Here is a 4,223-nt window from a genome sequence, read left to right as displayed (position 1 = left end):
CCGCCGCGGCCGTCGCCGGTGCGGTAGGTGCCGGCGCTGTGCCAGGCCATGCGGATGAACATCGGCCCGTAATGGCCGTAATCCGCCGGCCACCAGTCCTGCGAATCGGTCATCAGCGCGTGCAGGTCCTGCTTCAGGGCCGCGTAATCCAGACCGGCGAAGGCCTTGGCGTAGTCGAAACCGGCTCCGGTCGGACTGGACTTGCCGGCGTGCTGGCGCAGGATGTCCAGATTCAGCTGATTGGGCCACCAGTCACGATTCGACGTGCCGCCACCGGAGGTGTGATGGAACGGGCATTGGCTTTCGGACATCTCGTCATCTCCACTTGCGTTCTGGTTTCGTACTGCGGGTCCGGCCCGGTCTGTATAGCCGCCCGCCCACCGGTGCGACCAATTGAACCTGCCAAAGCCCGCGATAGCCTGCCGCGATGGTTGATGCGGGATGACGCCCGAATGCCGCTGCGGCCCGCAGCGATGGATCACGGCAGATGCCGGTTCCGGTAATACCTTCCGTCCGATGCCGATTGCCGGCACGGCCGGGTTTCAGAATTCCTGCATTTCACCGCGAAAACTTCATGCTTTCCGGCCGCCAATCCCGTCCGGCCGGCTGAAAACGGCTTCTGCGCGCAGGACCGGCATGCGGATTCTCCCGGCACGACGACGCACGTCCTGCCATATTCAGAGGTCGAGGGCTGCAGACCCCGAACGGAGACCGCCGCCATGCATGCACACCTGACGATGATCACGCTGGCCGTCGAGGATCTCGAACGCGCCGTGCGGTTCTACCGCGACGGCCTCGGCCTGCCGACGGACGGCATCGTCGGCAGCGAATTCGAGCACGGTGCCGTCGCGTTCTTTGAGCTGGCCGGCGGCCTGGCGCTGGCGCTGTGGCCGCGCGCGAGTCTGGCCCATGAAACCGGCAGCGTCGCCGGAACGCCCGGCACCACGGATTTCGCGCTCGCGCACAACGTCACGACCATCGAGGAAGTCGATGCGCTGCTCGCGCAGGCGCAGGCGGCCGGTGCGCAGATCGTCCGGCCGGGCGCGCCGGCCTTCTGGGGCGGTTACACCGGCTGGTTCCGCGATCCGGACGGGCATCTGTGGGAGATCGCGTGGAACCCGTCACGGCTGCCGCAGGCCTGATCCGCCCGGCTCACGGCTGCAGGCGCGCGCGCTCCAGCTCGGCGACCACCGCCGACTGCTCCTCGACCGCGGCTGCCACCTGCGTCTGCAGGTGATGCAGCTCGTCGATGATCCGGCGCAGCGCCTCGATCGCTTCGACGGTCACCTCGACGCCGTCACGGATCGTGCCGATGCGCTTGGCGATGTCGCCGGTCGCGCCGGCGGTCGCGGCGGCAAGATCCTTGATCTCGCGCGCGACCACCGCGAAGCCGCGTCCGGCCTCGCCGGCGCGCGAAGCCTCGATGCCGGCGTTGAGCGCCAGCAGCTTGGTCTGCTCGGCGACCTTGCCGATCAGGTCGAGCACGCCCCCGATCGCCTCGCCCTGCTGGCCGAGCCGCCCGACCGAACTGGCGGCCAGGTCGCTGGCCACGCGCCCGCGGGTCGCGACCTCGACGACCTGCGTGCAGGTGCGTGCGATCTCCTCGACGCTGAGGCGCAGCTCGGAGAGCCGGTGCAGCAGGTCGGCGGCGAGCTGGCCGGCGCGTTCACGACTCAGGGCGATTTCCGCCTCCAGCGCGGATTCGCGGCTGATGTCGTCCCAGATCACGCAGTACCCCAGCAGCCGGCCGTCGCTGAGCACGGCATTGATGTGCGTGCGCAGCGTGACGCTGCCGAACGTGAAGCTCGCCTCGCGCGGCAGCGTCTGCGCGTAGTCGCGCAGCAGCCGCTCGATGCGCTCGGGCTCGCGGTGGAAGCGATGGATCGAGCCGTTCAGCAACTGCTCGAAGCGCACGCCGAAGACCCGCTGGATTTCAGGTTCGAGCAGCCGCAGCGTGCGCAGCGCCGCGCGGTTGGCATAGCGCAGAATGAAACCGGCATCCGCCAGCATGACGTTGCCGGGCAGGTGATCGATGCAGGCATGCAGCCCCTCGAAATCCGGAGGCAGCCCTCCGGAGGTCTTTCCGGTTTCCATGTCGTATACCCCTTCTCGCTTTATTGGTCTGGCCTGTATGGCTGGCCCGGCCTGTCCGGCCGGACCTGCCCGTGCGTCTGGAAACCAGCCTCCGCCGGCCCGGATGCACGATGTGGACGGCACCGGTCGCTCCGGTCGCCGCTGATCATGTTCCCCTGCCGGCCCGGGGCCGTGCAGCCTGTTACCGCCATTTCATCGCACCCGCATCGGCGCGCACGCCGGCGACGCTTCGCGTTAGGCTGCGCGACCGATCCGCCCGCCACCGTGTGCCCGAGCCATGTTTGCGTGCCCGCAGCCTGTCCTGACCGTCCCGCCCCCGTCCCGGCCCGCCGGCGTACTGCCCTGCGTCGTCGCGCTTGCACTTGCGCTGACTGCCGGCATCGCGTCCGCGGCCTGCACCGATGCGCCGGCGCGGCGCGTCAACTGGTACGGCTGTGCGCAACCGGGAGCCGATCTCGGCAATATCGACCTGCGCGGCGCAGTTCTGGAGTACACCGACTTCAGCGCCGCCCGCTTCGCCGGTGCGCAGCTCGAAGATGCCGATTTCGGCCGCAGCCGCCTCGCCGCCGCCGATTTCACCAGGGCCACGCTCAGCAACGCCCGCTTCGTCGCGGCCACGCTCGATGCTGCGAACTTCAGCGGCGCACGGCTCGACGGCGCCCGGCTCGAACGCGCGCAGGCCGCCGGCGCGAACTTCACCGGTGCCGATCTCAGCGCTGCCAACGCCTATCAGGCCCAGCTCGGCAAGGCCGTGCTCGACGGCGCCCGGCTCAACGGCGCCCGGCTCGAACAGGCCGTGCTCGATGACGCACGCTTCGACGGCGCCAGCCTGCGTTCCGCCCGCCTGCAGCGTGCCAGCGCCGAGCGCACCCGCTTCACCGGCGCCGATCTCGCCGGTGCGCGCCTCGATGGCGCCCGCCTCGACGGCGCCGATTTCTCCGGGGCCGATCTGACCGGCGCCTCGCTGGTCGGCGCACGCATCGACGGCGCACGCTTCGACGGCGCCAGACTCGGCGACTGCATCTGGACCGATCGCCGCCGTTGCCGTCCCGGCTCGGTCGGTCAGTGCGACTGAGCGCCCCTGCCCCGGATTTCCCCCTGCCCGAGCGGAGCCGCCGCCATGTTCGACTTTTTGCGCACGCTGTTCACCGGTGACGAGACGCCGTCCTTCGACGATGTCGCCGGACTGGATACCGCGATCGCCCGGATCATCGCCGGTACCGATCCGCGCCTGAAGCTGCTGCCCGATCATCGCGAGCGCCTGGCGCCGGCCGCTGCGGCCGCGCTCGAACACGCGCGCGCCTGCGTCGCGGCGCTGGCCGCCCCGCACCGCCTCGATCGCGAAGCCTTCGCCCGCGATCCGCTGATCCACGCCTGCTTCGGCTCGGCCGATGACATCGGCCGCACGATCAACGAAGACCCGACCATCCGCGACTGGCTGGCCACGCCACACGGCCACGCCGCGCCGGCGCTGTACGTGCTGCTGGCCCTGACCTGCGAGGAACGCGGCAGCTTCGGCGTGCAGCTCGACAACGGCGTGCTGCACCGCGACGTGCCGCAGACCGTCGTCAACTTCACCCGTCCGGTGTTTCTCGCCCCGGCCGCGAACGAAGCCGGCTGTCGCGAGGCCGTGGTCTGGATCGTGTTCGACTACTGCGTGCAGCGCGCGCTGGAGCGCCTGACCGAGCTGCGCGAACGGCGCGAGGAACTCGAAACCCGCTACCGCCTGCACCTCGGCAAGCTGCGCGCGCTCGACCGCGCCCACCGCGGCCTCGGCGCCATCGCCGGCCAGGGCAGCAACGACGCCGACCGCAGCGCCGCCGAGCAGGAACTCGCCGACATCGAGGAGCAGCTGCAGGCCGCAGTCGCCGACACGGCGACGCTCGATGACTACCTGACGCGCATCGTCGAGGTGTTGTCCGCCCCGGAAGCCCTGATCACGGTCGCACACCGCCAGCTGCGACTCGACCGCGTAGGCATCCGCCTCGACGACCCGAACCTGCCCGGCGACGACGTGGACTTCGAGGAAGCCACCTTCGCCCAGGGACTCCGGCGCGTGCCGGTGCTGGTGCGCATTCCCGGGGTCGATCTCGAAGCGCCGGCGAAGGCGATGTTGCCGGAGTGGTGAT

The 4,223-nt window shown here is 70.1% G+C and carries 4 protein-coding genes and 1 pseudogene; 3 read left to right on the top strand and 2 right to left on the bottom strand.

The window, feature by feature from the left end; translation table 11 throughout:
• A pseudogene (locus tag PKE44_RS15750) lies at positions 1 to 311 on the bottom strand (catalase-peroxidase); the annotation flags it as partial.
• A 408-nt stretch (positions 312 to 719) separates the two neighbouring features.
• Between PKE44_RS15750 and PKE44_RS15745 the strand changes: the two are divergent.
• Complete coding sequence (locus PKE44_RS15745; RefSeq protein WP_324553021.1) at positions 720 to 1,142, top strand: VOC family protein; 423 nt, start codon at positions 720 to 722, stop codon at positions 1,140 to 1,142.
• A gap of 10 nt (positions 1,143 to 1,152) precedes the next feature.
• Here PKE44_RS15745 and PKE44_RS15740 read toward each other — a convergent pair whose 3' ends face one another.
• Positions 1,153 to 2,094: a methyl-accepting chemotaxis protein gene (locus PKE44_RS15740; RefSeq protein WP_324553019.1), complete on the bottom strand. Its 942-nt coding sequence runs from the start codon at positions 2,092 to 2,094 to the stop codon at positions 1,153 to 1,155.
• Positions 2,095 to 2,371: 277 nt separating this feature from the next.
• Between PKE44_RS15740 and PKE44_RS15735 the strand changes: the two genes are divergently transcribed.
• Positions 2,372 to 3,169, top strand: a complete 798-nt coding sequence (locus PKE44_RS15735) for a pentapeptide repeat-containing protein (RefSeq protein ID WP_324553017.1) — start codon at positions 2,372 to 2,374, stop codon at positions 3,167 to 3,169.
• 45 nt (positions 3,170 to 3,214) lie between these two features.
• Positions 3,215 to 4,222, top strand: a complete 1,008-nt coding sequence (locus tag PKE44_RS15730; protein WP_324553014.1) for a hypothetical protein — start codon at positions 3,215 to 3,217, stop codon at positions 4,220 to 4,222.
• Position 4,223: the final 1 nt, after the last annotated feature.

The organism is Plasticicumulans sp. (genome assembly GCF_035331805.1).
GTDB lineage: Bacteria > Pseudomonadota > Gammaproteobacteria > Competibacterales > Competibacteraceae > Plasticicumulans.
The sequence above is the reverse complement of the archived record's forward strand: the minus strand, read 5'-3'. Positions and strand labels throughout refer to the sequence as shown.

Coding starts and splice junctions, on each gene's coding strand:
- PKE44_RS15745 (WP_324553021.1), top strand. CDS start 720: ATGCATGCACACCTGACGATGATCACGCTGGCCGTCGAGGATCTCGAA.
- PKE44_RS15740 (WP_324553019.1), bottom strand. CDS start 2,094: ATGGAAACCGGAAAGACCTCCGGAGGGCTGCCTCCGGATTTCGAGGGG.
- PKE44_RS15735 (WP_324553017.1), top strand. CDS start 2,372: ATGTTTGCGTGCCCGCAGCCTGTCCTGACCGTCCCGCCCCCGTCCCGG.
- PKE44_RS15730 (WP_324553014.1), top strand. CDS start 3,215: ATGTTCGACTTTTTGCGCACGCTGTTCACCGGTGACGAGACGCCGTCC.